The organism is Vibrio sp. MED222, assembly GCF_000153005.1.
GTDB classification, from domain to species: Bacteria; Pseudomonadota; Gammaproteobacteria; order Enterobacterales; family Vibrionaceae; genus Vibrio; species Vibrio tasmaniensis_A.
This window is the reverse complement of sequence record NZ_CH902607.1, coordinates 583,968-599,110: the sequence shown is the minus strand read 5'-3', so window position 1 is coordinate 599,110 and position 15,143 is coordinate 583,968. Positions and strand designations below refer to the sequence as shown.

Below are 15,143 nucleotides of genomic sequence, written 5' to 3'. Positions count from 1 at the left end.
AATGGCAACCGACAAGAAAAGAGAGTTACCTGCTTCCGGTTAAAGCCCTATCCGTTCGCTTTAAGAAAGAGATGTTATGCCGAGTAAGCGAGTTGATAGCAACGCACAGTAATTTATTAGAGGAAGCCGCTAGTAAGAGGTGGGTTGTGTACAGTAAACCTGTACTCCACGAGCCTACAGCGGTAGTGGGTTATCTATCTCGGTATTGCAATCGTATCGGGTTAAATCCCAACCAATTAAGTTATAACGTGGATGGCCGTATCACGATGAGTTACAAAGACTATCGAACCAATGGGACGCAAAGAATGTGTTGTAATGCGGGCGAGTTACTTCGACGCTTACTTTTACATGTGTTGCCTAAAGGGCTAATGCGAATACGCTATTATGGCTTTTTAGCTAATGCGGTACGGGTAAAAGCGATAGCGGAAATTAGGCAAAGCTTACGAAAGCGACCCGCAGAGAAGTCGGAAGTGTCGAAAGAGAAACCGTGTTGTCCGAACTGCCATAGCAACAGCATGGTACTCGTGTGCATCAATATTAGACCTAGGATAGTCGTTTCAGAGCATCGACTGACCTAGTTGTCTGATTGTAATGAATAAAATTATCGTTGTGTTATGGCGAGAGAGGGGCATTGTTCGCTTTTAAAAAGATTATGCAACGGGTATGGTCGCAGTAGATAAATTGGTGGCTAGAAGTGGAAAATGGACGGCTGATGGGGTACCAGTCTTAATGATAAGAGTGGAACGTAAGTCAGTCCTAAAAAGCAAACTCCATAGATAGAAGCGGCCAAGTCCAACAGGTATTTATCCATTGTGCTACGACAACGGATAAATACTTAAGCGTTATGAAGCTACTGTTGAACGTAGTTTTTAAAGGTAGGTTTGCTCTTCAAAGGCTGTGTTTTCATCGCGTATTTATTCAAATACAAGCCATCTTAAAGTTTGGTGTTTCTTTGCTTCTAAGCCTATTTGAAACCATCGAAAGAGATAATATGCCAAGTGACTTTGTGCCTCTCAAGTCGGTTCGAGCAATGGCAATTATTTTCACCGTGAGTTTGTCGTTCGGCTCTTCTTTGTTACCTCATTTTTCGTATTTTCTGAAAGTGATTTCTAGGTAATATTGGTGGGTCAGCAGCCGGCTCTGTGTCTTGAATTTCTGGCTGTTGTTTTGGTTTTGTGGTCAGGTTTGAGCCTTTCATAACAAATTGCTCAAGTAGATGCTAATACGCGTGGCAGTTTTGGTTTGAAGTCATGTATGCTTGGTGAGTTAAGCGCCAGCACTACTTAGCAAGGCGTTATGCCTACTGATGAGAAATGTGATTATGAATATAGATTTGTTTGCCCCCTCTTTTAGGGATGAAAATTATCCAGTTTGGCCTTGTCCAGAGTGTGGAGCAAATTCTTTAACTTCTGTGAAAGACGGATTTAAAAAGCAATACAAGGTTCCCATTGATCCTAACCATCCAGCGTTTGATCCTGAATGGATAGAATATGTATTTACTTTGAACATGCAATGCGCAGTGCCTACTTGCGGTTGTGGAGTTGTATGTGTCGGCACAGGAGATGTTTCGCAAGAGTACTTGGATGATGGTTCTGGAGAGTGGGATTGGTTTGAAAATTTTGAAGCTAAATACTTTCAACCTCCATTACAAATATTCGAATTGCCAAAAGATACACCTCAAGGTGTAAAAGAAGCATTAAAAGTGTCTTTTTCTACCTTTTTCTCCTCACCTAGCACAAGTTTAAGCACCTTACGTGCTGCTTTGGAGGTTTTGTTAAGTGAAATGGAAGTCGCATCAGTAGATACAAAAGGTAACTTTCTACCGCTCGCAAAACGAATTAGTTCATTACCAGAGAATTACAGGAAAATTATTGAGCCTGCCAATGCAATTCGATGGCTTGGAAATGATGGTACACATTCTGGGTATCAAGTTAGAAAGTCGGATGTTGTTGATGGTTATCGAATCTTTGAACACATTCTTGAAGAGCTTTACCCAGAGAAGAAAGCTTCAATTGAAGCGTTAGTTGCTCGAATTAATGAAGCAAAAGGTGTCGAAAAGTAGGCATAACAAAGCATTTAAGAGTGATTCTCAACGCTTGGCATTTTTCATTCTATCGTTGAGTTCAGTGTTTATGGCGGTAAGGTCAAGTTTCGTGGTCGCGTTGTTCACACCTTAATGCGGCTACATGGATTCCCCCGGTTGTCAAACATCCGCTAAACTTATGTTGATGGGTTTTGGACTGCCGCTCTACATTCGGCCTACTTATCGACGATTCGCATACGTCGTGGCCCTGATGACTTGCGCGACTGCGGTGCCTTATTCGTTAGATGACATCTGGTGTGTCCGCCGCATTAACAGGCTCTCCGCAAGTGGTCTTAACCTATCTCCATCATTAGCGTCTGCAATGACCCGGTGGGTTTAACTCTTTATGCTGCTTAGGTTTCTACTTAAGCAGCATAGTTTTCATATTCGGTTTGATTGTGTAAAAGCGACCATATAATTCGTGCGTTCTTCGCGGCAAGTGCCACTATCGCTCGGTTCATTCCTCTTCGTTCTAGAACGCCTCGACACCACTGACTTAGCTTATCTTGCTTGTCGCCAAGGTTGGCAATGACTGTCCTTGCCCCGTGAACTAATAGTGTTCGTAAGTATTTGTCGCCGTGTTTGGTTATTCGACCTAAGCGAGGCTTTCCTCCCGTCGAATATTGCTTTGGTACGAGTCCTAGCCAAGCAGAAAAATCACGGCTTTTATCAAATTGAGTGCCATTGCCTATCGAAGCGAGTATCGCAGTCGCGGTTTGAGGTCCAATGCCCCGAACCTTCATCACTCGTTGAACATTAGTGCTGACCTTAGCAAAAGAATCGAAGACTTGTTCAGTATCGGCGATACGTTGATTCAATTCTCCAAGGTGGTGATAAGCATCGGCAATCACCGTTCTTGCGAGGTGTGGCAGTTCATTTTCTGCGTCTTCCAGCATTAAGGGAACCTGTTTCATTAACGAAGAGCGGCCAACAGGAATGACCAACCCGAATTCAGAGAGTAGGGCACGCATGCGATTCATAAGCGCGGTACGTTCACGAACCCAATGCTCTCTCATTCTATGTACCGATAAGATGGCTTGTTGCTCGGGGGATTTTACGGGTACAAAGCGAGTTGATGGTCGCTGAACAGCTTCGCATATGGCAACAGCATCATTAAGGTCGTTTTTTCCCTTAGTTCGATAAGGAATTACGTATTTAACGGCCATAATGCGGGCGTCGTGACCGAGTGTATTGAGTGTTCTTGCCCAATAATGTGCACCACCACACGCTTCAACGCCTATACGCATGAGTGGCATATTTGCTATTGTAGTCAGTAGTTTAGAGCGAGTTACTGACTTATGAAGTATGACCTTACCATTTTGGTCTACGGCATGAAGACTAAAGTGGTTTTTAGCTAGGTCGATACCGCAGAAATAAGAATAATCAGACATGGTGCCTCCGATGCATTTAAGTACCACATAAGTGTGGCAGATCTTCGGTAGGGGGAATCCATGTCATTCGTTAGCTGCCATCCATGTTCAAAGGAGAAACAAATGGGTTATCCACTTCAAGGAGCATGTCAGTGCGGACAAGTTACCTATGAATTACATGAAAAACCATTAATGGTCTTTGCTTGTCACTGTACCGAGTGTCAAAAGCTATCTACCAGTCCATTTAGTATCACTGCGGTTGTTGATGTATCTAAGATAGAGTTTTCGGGTCAACTGAGCAGTTGGGAGCGCTTAGCTGATAGTGGTAATCGGAACTGTGCGATGTTCTGCCCAAGTTGTGGAAACAGAATTTATCACTTTAACCCAGATGCACCGGAAACAGTTAAGTTAAAGCTAAAACCAATTGATCTATCTTCAACTGATATTTTCGAGCCTCAAGCGCATGTTTGGGTTAGTGAAAAACTGGAATGGTATCAGATACCAAATAATGTAAAGGTCTTTCCCAAGCAGCCGAGCTAGCAGCTAACAAATTGTTCAAGCAGACAGCTAACGTTTGGCGGTTTTGTTTTGGTTGAGTTTAGTGATTACGGTGGCTTTGTTTGAGCGCAGTGGTAGTTAGCTGCTACTTAACAAGGCGTTACATGACAAAGAAGTTTATTTAGTTGGAATAAAATATGAAAGAAACAAAGCTGTTATTAGCATTAAGAAAGAAAAATGGACAGATTGGATACTTATCCGAGGGTGTAACTATTCCAGAGTTTTTTGACTTGGTTACGCCGAAGTCTAACAATGTTATTGTTTTACCCGACTTTTCCCCAGTTATTAATACGCTTTATAGTATCCATAAAAAGTATATAGATGAAGAGTTAACCAATAAATATAGCTCTTTGATTAATTATTGGGCGGATGCGTCGACATATTCAATTAAAGACATAAAGCTACAAAAAAACGTTCAGCTTGCAAGTTTTGCAAATGAAACGCTCAATTTAATTCAATCAAGAGTTAACGAAAAAACACCTTCATTTGTAAGAAATATCAATGAAATAGATAAAATTATTCGAGATATCACGCCCGAATGTAATATGTATATCGACACGCTGCTTTGTTTTATACACTCAAAGGCATCTCTTGAAATTGAATCATTTAAAAAGGACTGTTTATTAGTTCAGTATTGTGATTTTTTATATTATAAGATATTAGAGCTTTATAATTCAGCTACCAAAAATAGTGACTTTAGTACTGGTGTTAGTGAGTCATTTTTGTGCTACCTGTCATTTAATAAGCCGGAAGTTCTAAATGAATTCCTTATCCTTCACCCTGAATATTCAAGCTCGGAAGATATTAAGCAGAAATACTTGTCTCAATGTCAGCCTAAAGAGATATATGACGAGGACTATGGGTATGTACAACAGTTTGGTGTTCGTTATCGTTCCTATAATGACAGTGAAATCAACACTTGCAAATCGATTAAAGCGATACTAACAAAGATCATTTCAATCAAAGGATTGCTTAGAAAGCTCAGAGATGAAGATGTTGTTTGGGACGATAGCACAGATTTAATGAATGAAATACAAGAGTTCATTAACCAGCCTATCCAAAGGCAGCACCGTTTAAATGTCATGTAACAAAGCATTTAAGAGTGATTCGCAACGCTTGGCAGTTTCACTTCGCTCAAGTATAGCCAAGCGCCGCTCACACCTTAATGCGGCGTTAGTTGAATAAGGAAGTTTCGTGGATATATTAGGATTACTATCAGGTGCTTTGGCTCAAGTCTGGTATGTTGTACCTTTGCTACTTGTTGTCTCGATATTCAAGAGTCGGTGGTTTAAAGGTGTATTCGGAGAGTTTTTAGTAAACAAATTGTTGTCGCACTTGCCTGCGTCAGATTACACATTAATCAAAGATGTAACTTTACCCACAGAAGAAGGCACAACACAAATTGATCACGTTGTTGTCTCTAAGTTTGGTATTTTCGTTGTTGAAACTAAGAATATGAAAGGTTGGATCTTTGGCTCAAAAAGTCAAAAGCAATGGACTCAAAAAATCTATCGTCATACGTCTAAATTCCAGAACCCTCTTCATCAAAATTATAAACACGTCAAAACCCTAGAGTCATTATTGAGCATTGATTCATCTAAGTTGCATTCGGTCATCGTTTTTATCGGTGATAGTACGTTTAAGACAGATATGCCTAATAATGTTACCTACGCGCGAGGTTGCTTGGATTACATTAAGCAGTATATACAGCCTGTATTTACAGATACTGAGTACGTTCAAATTATCGAAGCGATAACCGAAGTTAAGCTCAAAAAGGGCGTTGTTACAGACCTAAAGCATAGGAAACACGTTAGAGAGTTGGTCGCTTCAAAGGAAAATCTAAAGCAATGTTCACGTTGCGGCTCTGAAATGGTTGTGCGTGAAACAAAGCGTGGGGAAAATAAAGGTAAACAGTTTTGGGGTTGCTCGTCTTTTCCTAAATGTAGGTCAGTGGAAGAATTCAACTAACAAGCAATTTAAGCAGACTGTCAACGCTTAGCATTTTCAGTTTGGTTTAGCTTCAGTGATTTCGGTGTTAAATTTGAGTGTATTGGTAGCGTTGTCAGCTACTTAATTGGGCGTTAGTTTTACGGGAGAAATCGTTGGATAATCTAAGTCTAGTAAAACAAGTAATTGACATTTTTTCTGCGCTACTTAGTCCAGTGATTGCTGTTTCAGTCGCTTATATTGCTTATCAGCAATGGAAGTTGAATGCTGCTAAGGAAAAACGTGATAGTAAGTCTGAAAGACTACAGATATATATGTCAGTGCAAAGACTTTTGCGGAACACTGATAACACTCGTAAAGTCGATCACAAGCTGTATGAAAATTTTCAGGAGGCACTTGCTCTAGCTGATTTTTACTTTGATGAGGGCATTATTGACTGGCTAACTAATGTTGATTCAAATGCTTCAAGTTGGTTTAACTACGAAGAAATTAGCTTGGCTTATAAAAACAAAGCGGAAGCTAAAGAGGCGGAGAAGTACATGCAGTATATGGAAGAGTCGATAGACAGACTTCAAGACCAGCATTGTCAGTTGTTAAGTGTATTCAAAGATCGCTTGCTGTAATAAAACTAACAAGCAATTTAAGCAGACTGTCAACGCTTGGCATTTTCAGCTCGGTTCAGTTTTATGAATACGGTGGTAAATTTGAGTGTATTAGTAGCGTTGTCAGCTACTTAATTGGGCGTTAGCACTCAAGGAGTAAAAATTGGAAAACGTATTCATCTTTGGTTCTAGTATTCTTAGTGTAATTAGTCTTGCGATTGTTGGCTGGTTTACGAAGAGTTATTTTCCTAGCTATATGAAAGAAAAAGGAAAAAATACTGCCACAAAAGAAGATATTGAAGATATTACTAAAATTGTAGAGTGGGTTAAGCAACGTAGCGCTGCTGAACTTGAAGAGCTGAAGTCAGCACTAAACGAGCAAGACAAACTTCTCGAAAAAAGAAGAGAGGTGTATGAGGACATTGTTGAGTCTTTACGTCTTTTTATTACTGGTCACCCTGCAACCGATGAGCAAAAGTTTCATTTTTACTCTGCGTGTTCTAAGGCTTGGCTATGGGCACCCGACCCAGTGTTACTAGCGTTGAATGAGTTCTTAGATATCCAAGTTCAATTGGCTCAAAGGGATGGTAGTGTAGATCAGCAGACAGCTAAAGCTAAATATGAAAAGGTAGTATTAGAAATGCGTAAAGATGTTGGTTTTTCAACAACTACGGAAAGAAAATACAGATTCGTCACGTTCAATTGAGCAGAGTGCTAACAAACAATTTAAGAGTGATTCAGCACGTTTGGCATTTTTGGTTTGGATTGAGTTTTGTGTTTACGATGGTCAAATTAAGTGTCGTGGTCGCGTGCTTCACACCTTAATTGGGCGTTAGAACTTATAGGGAGATTTGATGGTTGTGCACGAATGTGTATCGTTTTTGCTGGTAGACAATGATTGCGTCTTGCTTGAAAGACGTAGTGAACAGAAAGAAACAGATGCAGGTAAAATTAATATCCCTGGCGGCCACATAGACGGTGATGAAAGTCAGGTTCAAGCTTTGTTCCGTGAAGTAAGAGAAGAATTAAATGTAAGCCCATTATCGTATAAGTACCTTTGCTCTCTTTATCACCCAACTAGTGAGTTGCAATTAATTCACTATTATTTGGTCGAGAGCTGGAATGGTGAAATTTCAGCTCAGGAGGCTGAGAGTGTACATTGGTATCCATTGTCATCAGCCCCAGTCGATATCGAGGCTGATAGTTTGGCTCTAGCTGAGTTTCAAAGAGTGAGTCAATATCTGTGAGCCCAGTTCTAACAAGCGCTTCAAGGTGATTCGCAATACATGGCATTTTTGATTCAAATTGGTTTAGTGTTTACGGTGCAATGCAGCCAGTTCGGTTTCGTTGCTCACAACTTAAGCGAGCGTTATGTTTCTCACTTAGGTCTATATGATTTTAACGGATTTCGACAAGTCTATATAATGTGTGCTGCATACTTAATTCCTTCAGTTGGAGAATACCATGAGCGACAAATTGTACGAGATATTAAAAGGTTGGGCCGGTATCGAAACTTGGCATACTCATCATCCATGTGATCAAGATCGTTTCTATAGGGCTATGCGCAATATTGTAAGAGAGCTTGGAGCAAACATAGATATAACGTTGTTTGAAGAAGCCTTGCGTCAGCATGTGGAAAATCAACTAGGTGATGTTGAGCTGAATGACTATTGGGAAAAGCATATTGCTGACCACACTCTTCGAGCTGAAACGATCTTAGAGTACGAGCAAACTAGATAAACATAACAAACGACTATGGCGTCAATGATTAGTTTTGGCTGTACTTTCATTCCACATAGCGCCATCTCTCAGCATAGAGTTTAGGGTCACAACCATCTTTCGAACACACGCGATTATTGCGACTTTCTTAGGCTTTCCGGCAGCTAAAAGTCGAGCATAAGTCGTTTTGAATACGGGGTTACATTGCATGGCTGACATCATTGCCATATATAACACTGTGCGTACTTGCGCTCGACCGCCTTGGATCACGCGCTTACCTTTGTAGCGCCCACTTTCGCGTGTTATTGGAGCGACACCAATCAGTGATGCTGCTTGTTTATTCGTGATGTAACCAAGTTCAGGTACGTTGCTAATTATTGATGCAGCGGCAATGTTTCCTATTCCTGGGACGCTTTGCAATATTGTTTTTTTAGCTTGGTATTCAGGGCTATCTTCAATGAGTTTAACGAGCTTTTCTTCTAACTTGGTGATTTGATTTTTTATCGTGGTTAGCATTGGTTTGATAGTCGGATGGAGAGAGGCGGGAAGTATCTGGATTCGGTTCTTTTCCATGGTTTGCATGGATAACAACTGGTTTCGGCGAATGACTAAGTCACTAATTAGGCGTATGTTTTTTGGCTCTGCGGCCAATAGCACCAACGAATCGTTTTATATGGACAGGGTTTGCTCTGACAATAGGTAATTGAGCCTCTATATGCAAGAACAAAAGGCATTTCTAATCGGCCTGTAGCTTCAATAACGATTCGTTCAGGACTGTGACTCTTAATTGTTTTGAGTGCTTATTATCCATACAAACTGTTTAAGGGTGATTCGCAACGCGTGGCATTTTTACTGTGTGTTGGTTTTAGTGATTAAGGTGTTTGCAGTAGCTTCGGTATTGCGTTGTTCACGCTTTAACTTTTCGTTATAAGCTATTGCATTTGTTAAGTATTTCAAAGTATGCGTAAAAGGTTCTAAGTATTATTCTTTCTTTAGTTATGTAAAGCGGGTTACCTATGGGCTCATCATCTCGCAGTAAATCGGTTGCACTTATATCGAGTGTGTTTTTTGTTCTAGGTCTTTTATCAATGAACATTGATGGGTTCGGTTTAGCGCCCATATTTGTTGTGTTGATATCCTTCTTTATGCTTATTATTCATAGTTTTCTGCACTTTAGCGGTCGTAAAAATAGCGATGTATTTAATGCTTATGAAGAGTCAGCTAAAACTAAGGCAGCAGCACTAGAGTCTGGGCTGAACAATAAAAATAAGTAATACGGTCAAGCTAGTTCGCTTATAACAAGCGATAGCAATTTTATAGACCAGCTAGCTATTTTTCGCTACTCGCTACTAGCTTCAACGCCTATACGCATGAGTGGCATATTTGCTATTGTAGTCAATAGTTTAGTTAGGGTTACTTACTTATGAAGTAAGACTTTACCATTTTGGTCTACGACATGAAGACTAAAGTGGTTTTTTGTTAGGGCGATACCTTTAAGTATCGTTCTAATAACAAATTTAAGTCGACTGTGTAGTGGTAGCGTTGTCAGCTACTTAATTGGGTGCTCACTGGCAAAGGGGATGTGAACAATGGAAGAATTGATAGCCCAATATACGGGTGCAAACGAAGATGAAAGGCTAACTCGGCAATATATTGCTCAGTTAGAGTTTGATACTACGATACATAAACTCACACCTTATTTACTTAAAGGAAAATCAGTATGTGAGTTAGGAGCAGCAACGGGGCGCTATTCCTTACATTTTGCAAAATTAGGTTGTGATGTTACAGCAGTAGAACTTGCGCCTGACCAAGTGAAGATTTTAAATACTAAAGTAAAATCTGAAGGTCTTGAGTTAAAAGTGTTTGAGGGTAATGCTTGTGATGTGTCATTTATCGAAAGTAGCTCTCAAGACGTTTGTGTAATTCTTGGGCCTTTGTACCACCTAAAAACTCTGCATGAAAGAGAGCTTGCGGTTAATGAAGCACTAAGGATTTTAAAGCCAAATGGTGTACTAGCCATAGCCTATATTTCACGTTTCTTTGTCGCTGGTATGTTTGCCCAACAATTTCCAGAGCTAGTCACTCCGGAGGTGCTTCTAGAGTTAAATAAACATGGCACGGTATCAAACGCTAAAGCCGATAGTTTTTTCAAGGTCGGGTATTTCGCAACGCCTAGTGAAATTGAAAATCTTGTAAACAAAAATGGGTTTAATGTAATTGGACACGCAGCAACAGATGGATTTGGACGTTACATATCTAACGGTGTTAATAACTTTACGCCATCTCAATATCAGACATGGTTAGATTATCATTTAGCAAATTGCGACGAAGCAAGCCTTTTGGGATCAAGTAATCATGGTTTAGTGATCGCTAGAAAAGCCAGTTCACAAAGCAGTTAAGTCGCATTCATAAACGTGTGCCGATTCCGTTTCGCTTCATTATGGCACTCGTACACTCACCGTTTATTGGGACGTTAGCTGTTCTATTGGTATCAGAGGGAATATGTTTAAATTCGTAAGGTTGATAGTGCTATCAAATTTATTAGCACTGCTAATTGTAGTTACTTTCGAGTATTTCACAGGCTATTTGAAACTAGCATTTTCTAGTGATTATGCGTTCTATTCAATGCTAATTCTTCTTGCTCTGGGTTCACTTTTGTCTTTTTCCGGTCATAAGGTCGGATATAGTGACCCTAGTAACATGGCTGGCGTTTCTGCTAGTTCGTTAATTGAAAACGAGTCTGCTAAATCAACCATTGTGACAAAATTAGAGAGTACGTCTGTTGGGCACAGCTTATTGATTGCTAGTTTATTGCCACTACTTTATTGCCTACTATCGTAGCCATCACCGAATAAATTGTTTAACTGGATTCCAAAACGCTCGGCACTTTGTAATGGTCGGCTTTTGTGGGTAAGGTAGTCATATTAGTTTGGTTGCATTGTTTTTTTCACTGGTTAACTAGGCTTATACGAGCTTGAAAAATCTAACATGGAGAGTGAATTGAAAGATTACGAAGTTTATCTGTTCGATATGGACGGAACATTAGTAAATTCAGAGCCTTTAAAGGGCAAAGCGTTAGCATTAGCTTGTTTAGATTATGGCGCACACGTAGACCACAACATTTACAAAGATGTTATGGGGGAAAGTTGGCAGGTTGTAACGGGTCACTTTTTTGAAAATGCAAATATTGCTCCTGACTTAGAAGAGTTTAATTGCCACTTTCGAGCTTATTACGAACAGATGCTCAATGATGATCTTGAGCTAAATGTTGGGGCTAAGGCTTACATAGAACAGTTAAAACTAGCAGGGAAAAAGTGTGGAGTTGTTAGTTCAGCAGCAACATGGATGGTTGATAATATTTTAACCTCGTTGCAGCTAGAGAATGCTTTTGACCTTGTTATCACACAGGAGCATGTAACTAAGCATAAACCGGATCCTGAAGCCTATACTTTAGCTCTTGGTAGATTAGCGGCTTCACCTGGCCAAACAATTGTGTTTGAAGATTCCACAGCGGGTATTCGTGCTGGTAAATCTAGTGGCTGTGACGTCATTGCTGTTAAGCATAGCTTTAATGGTAAAAATGATCTAAGCGGTGCAGTTAAAGCAATCAGTACATATGAGGAATTGCCCCGTATAAAAAACGAGTATGAGATTAGTAATTAAGATCGAGTAACTGACTTCTCAGTATTGCCTTGCCATGTTGGTCTGCGGCATGAAGGCTAAAGTGTTTTTTAGTTAGAGTGATACCGCTGAAGTAAGAATCATCAGACATGTTACCTCCGGTGTAATCCCACTTAAGTGTGGCAGTTCCTCAGGAGGGGGAGTCCATATTATTAGCTATGGCGAATTGTCGACTTTTCATCATCAAGGAGAGTTTATGTCTATACCCAAGAAGTCACTATTGAGCGAGTATTCCAAAAATTCATATTTCTGTGATAGCTTTTCGAAAAAAATAAAATACAACAACCAAACTGCTATTGAAGTATTTCTTGAAATAGCAACTCAAACGCCGACTTGGATTGCATTTCTGATGTCTACGAGAAACTGGATTGTATCGAAACTCGGTTTAAAAAACTTGGGTGGTCTACAAGATGTATCCCGAGATAAATTAGGTTCAGAATATGTAGTAGGCGAACGAGTCGGTATTTTTACACTGGTCAGTTCAACTGAGAATGAAGTTGTATTAGAAGACTGTGATAAACATCTTAATGTCCGAGTTTCTTTTCTTATTGAGCCTGAAGCAGAAACCGCAATTGTTCACGCAAATACCGTGGTTCATGTGAACAATGTGTTTGGCAAGACCTATATGTTCTTCGTTACGCCATTTCATAAAATAATAGTACCAAGCTCCCTGAAAGGGTTAGAACAGGCATAACAAATAGGGATTGAGTATGAATACGATACTTTAATTGGGCAGGTGAAAGCTATAAATCAAGAAATATAGCTAGTAATTTAAGCAGACAGTTAACACTTGGCCGTTGCCGTTGCAGTTCGGCTTTGCTTTAGTGATTTAGATGGCAGATTTGAGTGTATTTGGTTACGTTATTGGGCGTTAGCTTACAACGATGAAAAGGAACTTCGATGTTTAAAATTGAGACAAAGCGGCTGATTATTAGGGATATGAATCCTAGCGATGAAAATGCTTTCGTGGCGATGTCTCAAGATGCTAAATATCAGCGTTTCTATGATGAAAGTGACTGTGATCCTATTAAATATAAAGAGTTAACCAACTTGTTTATAGCCCAGGTGTCTGAAGAACCAAGGAAATCATATCAACTCGCAGTTGAATATAAGAGCACAGGGCAGTTCATTGGTACTGTTTGTTTGCGTTTAGAAGACAATCAGCAAGCTTCAATGGGGTGTGCGTTTTCAAGATCGCATCAAGGTCATAAGTTAAGCAATGAAGCGGCTCTCGCTTTGGCTGATTTTGGTTTTTCAACATTGGCTGTACACCGCATTTATGCGGAGACAATCAGTAAGAATTTACCTGCCATTAAGCTTTGTAAGTCTTTAGGTATGCGTAAAGAAGCGCACTTTAGAGAGCATCGTTTTTTCAAAGGGCGGTGGTGGGATACCATAGTTTTTGCTGTCCTGCGATCCGAATGGGTCAAAGCATAGCAAAGTGGCTAATGTAGATTCGATGTGCTTTATAACAAGGCTTAAACCTGAACAAGGTTATTCTGCTTTGATACTTTGGTTAGGTCGTATCAAGGTAATGCTACTTGGTTTTGGGGAATCTACTTTCATTACTTGCCACGATTATTTAGAAAGGCCGCAGTAAGATAGCTGTTGGCTAGGTAATTGGTTGTTCGTTGTCTATAGGAGATATAACTGTGTTTTATAGTAAGGAATACAACAAGGGGTTATTGCTCATCCTTGTTTCGATAAGTGCTTTCATTGTCATTACGTCTGATAATAACTCCGGAACATTCATCGCTCACGCCATCAACGGGTTAATTGCTTTGCTCTTTTTCTCCATGACAATTGAGGTCAAAGGCAATGCATTGAGCTGGTATTTCGGTTTTGGTTTTTGGCGTAAGAATGTAGAAGTGTCAGACATAACGGAGACATCGTTTTATCAAAGCAAGTGGTATCAAGGTATTGGCATCCGCATGTTGAGCGATGGTTGGTTATATAATGTATCGATAGGTTCAGCGCTGAAGTTAAGCCTAAGCAATGGAAAGCATGTTTACATTGGTTGTAAGGATACAGACGGTTTAAATGCGGCCTTGAAAGCTGCTAACGAACAGATAACTCAAAAGTGATTTACGAGGCTTGGCACTTTTCGTTTAAAGTTTGACTAATGTTTAAGGTCGTATGGTTTTGGGGCTGTAGCGTTGCTCGGACCATAAACGTGAGGTTGACAGGGAGAGTTATGAATCAACAAGAAGCCTTTATAGGTTTTGCGGTTTATGGGCTTATCAGTAGCTCAATTGGCTTTTTTACGTTTTTTATTATCAAAGGTGCGAAGTACAAACAAACATTGTGGACTTTGCAGTCTGTTGTTTTTGGTATCTTCTCGATTGGTTTTATCTATAGCTCAGGTGGTAATGGGTCAGAATTATTGGTCTGGGTTCCGCTGGTTATCTTGACGTCTATTTACAATATCCACTCATTGAAATTTTGTGTTTCTTGTGGAAAAACTAACGTAAGAAAAAGAGGATTATCATCCATAAAATCATGTAGTGGATGTGGTAATGCTTTATAGTAAAACTACGATATACCAGACGTTTGTTCATTTTTAGTTTCAGCCTTAAAAGGAAGTTGTATGAATTTAGATAAAGCTAAAAAACGCATCGCAAAGCAGGTTAAAAAAGGCGACAACGGATACCCAAAAATCACGCTAGCGTATTACGGAACGACAAAAGATCTCGCAACGGAAGTTTCGGTTCAATTTATGTTGGGTGAGAGCGATGGTGTTCAAGAGGAGCGTTTCTCTTGCGAAACAGAAATTCGAGATAATGAGTTAATCCAGACAACGTTACTCAAGATAATCGAGCGAGCGAATGTTAACTCAGTGATTGAAGTTGAAGGCGTGACGGTTCTTTAGTTTGCTTTGAGTCTAAGCGTTTGTTTATTAATGTCGGTTTGGAACCTAATTCAGTCAGCGAACTTAGGTTATAACGAAATTGTCTATATACGTGCTTAAAGGAATAGGGAAATGCAAGAAAATGACACTGTATTACGATGTGGAAACTGCAATAAGGAAACGTCACACATCAGGTTAAGCGCGTCCGAAGTGAAGTTAAAACAGCAAGAGAAGAACAGCTTCAAGTCACGAATTCTAAATATTGCATTCGGCGTGTTATTGGGTTCACATAAATCAAAATCTAAAATTAGCTACTTCAAGTGCTCAGTTTGTCA

At 39.9% G+C, this 15,143-nt stretch carries 19 protein-coding genes and 2 pseudogenes; 18 read left to right on the top strand and 3 right to left on the bottom strand.

Going from position 1 to position 15,143, the window contains the following annotated elements:
• Both MED222_RS21925 and MED222_RS12285 read left to right on the top strand, forming a co-directional pair.
• Nucleotides 1-578: IS91 family transposase (locus tag MED222_RS21925; RefSeq protein ID WP_009846798.1), on the top strand; the 578-nt coding region annotated here is incomplete at its 5' end.
• A 743-nt stretch (nucleotides 579-1,321) separates the two neighbouring features.
• A complete protein-coding gene (locus MED222_RS12285) occupies nucleotides 1,322-2,062 on the top strand; it encodes a DUF4145 domain-containing protein (RefSeq protein WP_083784079.1) in 741 nt (246 codons plus the stop codon).
• Nucleotides 2,063-2,448: 386 nt separating this feature from the next.
• Here MED222_RS12285 and MED222_RS12290 read toward each other — a convergent pair whose 3' ends face one another.
• Nucleotides 2,449-3,474, bottom strand: a complete 1,026-nt coding sequence (locus MED222_RS12290) for an IS110-like element ISVisp6 family transposase (RefSeq protein WP_009845955.1) — start codon at nucleotides 3,472-3,474, stop codon at nucleotides 2,449-2,451.
• Between the two features lie 102 nt (nucleotides 3,475-3,576).
• Between MED222_RS12290 and MED222_RS12295 the strand changes: the two genes are divergently transcribed.
• The 7 genes from MED222_RS12295 to MED222_RS12325 all read left to right on the top strand — a co-directional run bounded on the left by MED222_RS12295 (nucleotide 3,577) and on the right by MED222_RS12325 (nucleotide 8,300).
• On the top strand, nucleotides 3,577-3,993 hold the full coding sequence (locus tag MED222_RS12295; protein WP_009846796.1) for a GFA family protein: 417 nt from the start codon (nucleotides 3,577-3,579) through the stop codon (nucleotides 3,991-3,993).
• A 155-nt stretch (nucleotides 3,994-4,148) separates the two neighbouring features.
• Nucleotides 4,149-5,099: a hypothetical protein gene (locus MED222_RS12300; RefSeq protein WP_009846795.1), complete on the top strand. Its 951-nt coding sequence runs from the start codon at nucleotides 4,149-4,151 to the stop codon at nucleotides 5,097-5,099.
• A gap of 106 nt (nucleotides 5,100-5,205) precedes the next feature.
• A complete protein-coding gene (locus MED222_RS12305) occupies nucleotides 5,206-5,979 on the top strand; it encodes an NERD domain-containing protein (protein ID WP_009846794.1) in 774 nt (257 codons plus the stop codon).
• A gap of 134 nt (nucleotides 5,980-6,113) precedes the next feature.
• Complete coding sequence (locus MED222_RS12310) at nucleotides 6,114-6,581, top strand: hypothetical protein (protein WP_009846793.1); 468 nt, start codon at nucleotides 6,114-6,116, stop codon at nucleotides 6,579-6,581.
• Between the two features lie 142 nt (nucleotides 6,582-6,723).
• Nucleotides 6,724-7,266 carry a hypothetical protein gene (locus MED222_RS12315; RefSeq protein WP_009846792.1) on the top strand — a complete coding sequence of 181 codons (543 nt, stop codon included), beginning with the start codon at nucleotides 6,724-6,726 and terminating at the stop codon, nucleotides 7,264-7,266.
• Nucleotides 7,267-7,414: 148 nt separating this feature from the next.
• Nucleotides 7,415-7,807: an NUDIX hydrolase gene (locus MED222_RS12320; protein WP_009846790.1), complete on the top strand. Its 393-nt coding sequence runs from the start codon at nucleotides 7,415-7,417 to the stop codon at nucleotides 7,805-7,807.
• A gap of 217 nt (nucleotides 7,808-8,024) precedes the next feature.
• Nucleotides 8,025-8,300: a hypothetical protein gene (locus tag MED222_RS12325; RefSeq protein WP_009846789.1), complete on the top strand. Its 276-nt coding sequence runs from the start codon at nucleotides 8,025-8,027 to the stop codon at nucleotides 8,298-8,300.
• A gap of 21 nt (nucleotides 8,301-8,321) precedes the next feature.
• Here the strand turns inward: MED222_RS12325 and MED222_RS22485 are convergent.
• Nucleotides 8,322-9,079, bottom strand: a pseudogene (locus MED222_RS22485) (IS110 family transposase); the annotation flags it as partial.
• Nucleotides 9,080-9,367: 288 nt separating this feature from the next.
• On the opposite strand from MED222_RS22485, the gene MED222_RS12335 reads away from it, so the two are divergent.
• Nucleotides 9,368-9,553, top strand: a complete 186-nt coding sequence (locus tag MED222_RS12335) for a hypothetical protein (protein WP_020477199.1) — start codon at nucleotides 9,368-9,370, stop codon at nucleotides 9,551-9,553.
• 77 nt (nucleotides 9,554-9,630) lie between these two features.
• Here the strand turns inward: MED222_RS12335 and MED222_RS22310 are convergent.
• A pseudogene (locus tag MED222_RS22310) lies at nucleotides 9,631-9,789 on the bottom strand (IS110 family transposase); the annotation flags it as partial.
• Between the two features lie 79 nt (nucleotides 9,790-9,868).
• Here MED222_RS22310 and MED222_RS12340 point away from each other — a divergent pair.
• The 8 genes from MED222_RS12340 (at nucleotide 9,869) to MED222_RS12370 (ending at nucleotide 14,829) form a co-directional block, all read left to right on the top strand.
• Nucleotides 9,869-10,678 (top strand): class I SAM-dependent methyltransferase, encoded by an 810-nt coding sequence (locus tag MED222_RS12340; protein ID WP_009846786.1) that lies wholly within the window; start codon nucleotides 9,869-9,871, stop codon nucleotides 10,676-10,678.
• 103 nt (nucleotides 10,679-10,781) lie between these two features.
• Nucleotides 10,782-11,120, top strand: a complete 339-nt coding sequence (locus MED222_RS22650) for a hypothetical protein (protein ID WP_012603990.1) — start codon at nucleotides 10,782-10,784, stop codon at nucleotides 11,118-11,120.
• A gap of 147 nt (nucleotides 11,121-11,267) precedes the next feature.
• Nucleotides 11,268-11,942: an HAD family hydrolase gene (locus MED222_RS12345; RefSeq protein WP_009846785.1), complete on the top strand. Its 675-nt coding sequence runs from the start codon at nucleotides 11,268-11,270 to the stop codon at nucleotides 11,940-11,942.
• 214 nt (nucleotides 11,943-12,156) lie between these two features.
• Complete coding sequence (locus MED222_RS12350; protein WP_009846784.1) at nucleotides 12,157-12,654, top strand: DUF2867 domain-containing protein; 498 nt, start codon at nucleotides 12,157-12,159, stop codon at nucleotides 12,652-12,654.
• A 206-nt stretch (nucleotides 12,655-12,860) separates the two neighbouring features.
• Complete coding sequence (locus MED222_RS12355) at nucleotides 12,861-13,397, top strand: GNAT family N-acetyltransferase (RefSeq protein WP_009846783.1); 537 nt, start codon at nucleotides 12,861-12,863, stop codon at nucleotides 13,395-13,397.
• A gap of 194 nt (nucleotides 13,398-13,591) precedes the next feature.
• On the top strand, nucleotides 13,592-14,044 hold the full coding sequence (locus tag MED222_RS12360; protein WP_032555208.1) for a hypothetical protein: 453 nt from the start codon (nucleotides 13,592-13,594) through the stop codon (nucleotides 14,042-14,044).
• Nucleotides 14,045-14,154: 110 nt separating this feature from the next.
• The gene (locus MED222_RS12365; RefSeq protein WP_009846781.1) at nucleotides 14,155-14,487 is read left to right on the top strand and encodes a hypothetical protein; all 333 of its coding nucleotides are present in this window, start codon (nucleotides 14,155-14,157) and stop codon (nucleotides 14,485-14,487) included.
• Between the two features lie 60 nt (nucleotides 14,488-14,547).
• Nucleotides 14,548-14,829, top strand: a complete 282-nt coding sequence (locus MED222_RS12370; protein WP_009846780.1) for a hypothetical protein — start codon at nucleotides 14,548-14,550, stop codon at nucleotides 14,827-14,829.
• Nucleotides 14,830-15,143 lie beyond the last annotated feature (314 nt).